The organism is Mycolicibacterium agri (assembly GCF_002553505.1).
GTDB classification, from domain to species: domain Bacteria; phylum Actinomycetota; class Actinomycetes; order Mycobacteriales; family Mycobacteriaceae; genus Mycobacterium; species Mycobacterium agri.
This window is the reverse complement of record NZ_PDCP01000180.1, coordinates 1-3,086: the sequence shown is the minus strand read 5'-3', so window position 1 is coordinate 3,086 and position 3,086 is coordinate 1. Positions and strand designations below refer to the sequence as shown.

The 3,086-nt window shown below is 66.0% G+C and carries 3 protein-coding genes and 1 tRNA gene; 3 read left to right on the top strand and 1 reads right to left on the bottom strand.

Annotated features, from left to right (window positions below):
- Positions 1 to 120 precede the first annotated feature (120 nt).
- Complete coding sequence (locus CQY20_RS33505) at positions 121 to 993, top strand: tyrosine-type recombinase/integrase (RefSeq protein WP_163700971.1); 873 nt, start codon at positions 121 to 123, stop codon at positions 991 to 993.
- Positions 994 to 1,043: 50 nt separating this feature from the next.
- Here the strand turns inward: CQY20_RS33505 and CQY20_RS33500 are convergent.
- Positions 1,044 to 1,117, bottom strand: a tRNA-Gly gene (locus CQY20_RS33500).
- A 57-nt stretch (positions 1,118 to 1,174) separates the two neighbouring features.
- On the opposite strand from CQY20_RS33500, the gene dcd reads away from it, so the two are divergent.
- Together dcd and CQY20_RS33490 are read left to right on the top strand one after the other, a co-directional pair.
- Positions 1,175 to 1,747: a dCTP deaminase gene (gene dcd / locus CQY20_RS33495; protein WP_097945635.1), complete on the top strand. Its 573-nt coding sequence runs from the start codon at positions 1,175 to 1,177 to the stop codon at positions 1,745 to 1,747.
- Between the two features lie 257 nt (positions 1,748 to 2,004).
- A partial coding sequence (locus CQY20_RS33490; RefSeq protein WP_420093248.1) for a DUF7159 family protein occupies positions 2,005 to 3,086 on the top strand: 1,082 nt, incomplete at its 3' end.

The window sequence follows — 3,086 nt, the reverse complement described above, 5'->3', positions numbered from 1 at the left end:
CTACGATGCATCACGGACCGACCAACCCCTGGTCGGAATCCAATAGCTCGAGCCTCCGGCGAATCCAGGGCGATTCACCACAAGCTGCGCGCCACGTCCAAAGCGAAGCTCGAATACGACATGCAACCGTTGATCGAACGCCACGGCGACGATCCCGTGCAGCGGCTAACCAAGGCTCACGTCGACGAGCTGGTTGCCGACCTGCTGGCGGGTGGCACCAAGACCAGCAAGGGGCGCACGCGGCGGCCGTGGGGCGCCATCGCGGTCAACAAGTTCAGTCAAACCGTCTCGATGGTGCTCGCCGACGCCCAGCGTCAGGGCCTCGTTGCGCGCAACGCTGCCGAGCACGTCGATCCCGTGGCAGTCAGCCACCACAGTGTTGACACGTACACCGAGGGCGAGGTTCAAACGCTGCTCAAGTCGATCGCTGGTGATCGACTCGGCCACGCGTGGGAACTCGCGCTGTGCGGTTTGCGGCGGGGCGAGATTGCCGGGCTGCGGTGGCCCGACGTCGACCTCGAATGCAAAACGCTGTCGATCGCCAACAACCGGGTCGATGCTGGCGGCAAGGCCGTCGAGAACGATCCAAAGTCGGCGATGTCGCGGCGGACCTTGCCGCTGCCTGATCGTCTGGTGTCGGTGCTGAGGACGGCGAAGGCGCGTCAGGCCGCCGAACGGCTAGCGGCGGGCTCGTCGTACCGCTCAGGCGAGTACGTCGTAAGCAATGAAAGGGGCGACCCGTACCACCCCCAGGTGCTCTCGCGGTACTGGCAAGACGCCGTGAAGTCGGCCGGGCTGCGTCCGATCAAGCTGCACGCCGCCCGGCACACCGCGGCCACCGCGATGCACCTCGCCGGAGTGCCGGTCGCCGTCATCGCCGCGTGGATCGGACACAAGGACGCGAGCCTCACTATGCGGCTCTACGCGCACTCGCAGGACGACGCTTTGAAGGCCGCGGGTGACACTTTCAACCGGGTTGTGACAACGTCGTGACACCGAGGCCAGGAATCGAACGGATCGAACGGCGTTGTCGCAGTTCATCGTGGAGCCGATGACGGGAATCGAACCCGCGTTCTCAGCTTGGGAAGCTGATGTTCTGCCATTGAACTACATCGGCATGGCCACGGGGGCCGGTGATCACGAAGGTTAACATCTCAGCCGTTACGCTCGTCGAGTGCTGCTCTCCGATCGTGACATCCGCGGCGAGATCTCTGCGGGACGCCTTGGCATCGATCCATACGACGAGGCACTCGTGCAGCCGTCGAGCGTCGACGTCCGGCTCGACAACCTGTTCCGCGTGTTCAACAACACCCGCTACACCCATATCGACCCGTCGCTGCGCCAGGACGATCTGACCTCGCTGGTGGAGTCCAAGGAGGAGGAGCCTTTCGTCCTGCATCCCGGCGAGTTCGTGCTGGGCTCGACGCTGGAGCGCTGCACGCTGCCCGACGACCTCGCCGGCCGCCTGGAGGGCAAGTCCTCGCTGGGGCGACTGGGACTGCTGACCCACTCGACGGCGGGCTTCATCGACCCCGGGTTCAGCGGCCACATCACCCTGGAGCTGTCCAACGTCGCCAACCTGCCGATCACCCTGTGGCCCGGCATGAAGATCGGCCAACTGTGCCTGCTGCGGCTGACCAGCCCGGCCGAACATCCCTACGGCAGCGCAAAAGCCGGGTCGAAATATCAGGGCCAACGCGGGCCGACGCCGTCGCGCTCGTACGAGAACTTCATCAAGCTGACCTGAGCCGCAACCCAGCGCCGATCCACCCCGGGAATTCGAACGGCGACCGCCCGGTTGCCATATTACGCGAGTAGGGTCTGGAGTACCGGCGTCGGGCGCCGTTCTGCCGCGCGATCCGGCCAGTATTTCACCGCCATCAGCAAACGCGGTTGGATGTAACGCCAGGCTTGGCAGTGGCGATGAAGTAACTAGTTGTCGGGTCGCGGCGAAAGATCGCGCATCGACGTCCTAGATAGCGTAGCAAACTTTTGGAGGGGTCAGTGGACATCGTATTAGGTGTGTCAATGACACCTACGACGGTCCGCATGGTGCTGGTCGAAGGTGAAAAGGCGGACGGTGTCACCGTCGACCACGACGTCTTCGAAGTCACTCCCACCGACGACTCAGCAACTTCCAGCGCGGCCGAACAAGTGGCCGCCGCGGTGCTCGGAACCAAGGAGAGCGCCGCCGCGAGCGGACACCATCTGAAGTCCATCGGCGTGACGTGGACGCATCACTCCGACGCTGCGGCGCTGCGCGACATTCTCACCGCGCGCGGCATCGACGACGTCATGCTGGTTTCCGCGACGCACGCGGCCGCGGCGCTGGCCCAGGCGGTCGGCCGGGCCATCGGTTACGACACCACCGCGCTGCTGTTCATCGAGAAGGACACCGCCACCATGTCGGTGGTGCAGACCGACGACGGCTCGGTGGTCAAGGTGCTCAGCCGCGACCTGCACGACACCGATGCCATGGCGGTCTTCACCGAGATGGCCAAGGCCGTCGAAACCTCGGACTCGCCGCCGCAGGGGCTGTTCATCGTCGGCTCCGGCGTCGACGCCCGCGCGGTGAAAGCCCACGTCGAGAACCTCGTCGCATTGCCCGTCAGCGCACCCGAAGAGCCCGAGTTGGCGCTCGCTCGCGGCGCGGCGCTGGCATCGGCGCACGCACCCGAGATGGAAGCGTCCACCGCCGGCCTCGCGTACTCGCAGGATCCGGATGGAACCACCGCGGCCGACGCCTTCCAGATGGCCGCCGCGGCCACACAATTGGCTCCGGTCAACGGTGCCGAGGCGTATTCGGACCCGCTCGCCTACTCCGAAGAGATCGAGCCGGCCGCCGACGAGACCTACTACGACGACGAGAGCCGCAAGCCGTTCCTGCTCGTCGGCAGCGCGCTGACATCGATCTTCGTGGTAGGCGTTGTGGCGCTGGTGATTTCGTTGGCGGTCAGCATCCGTCCGACCGTCGACCAGCGGCCCAGCCCCGGCGAGGCGCCGGTGATCCCGAGCCAGGCAGCTCCTGCGCCTCCGGCCCAGAAGCTGGCGCCCCCGCCTGCGCCCAAACCCGCGCCTGCGCCCGC

Coding starts and splice junctions, on each gene's coding strand:
- CQY20_RS33505 (WP_163700971.1), top strand. CDS start 121: ATGCAACCGTTGATCGAACGCCACGGCGACGATCCCGTGCAGCGGCTA.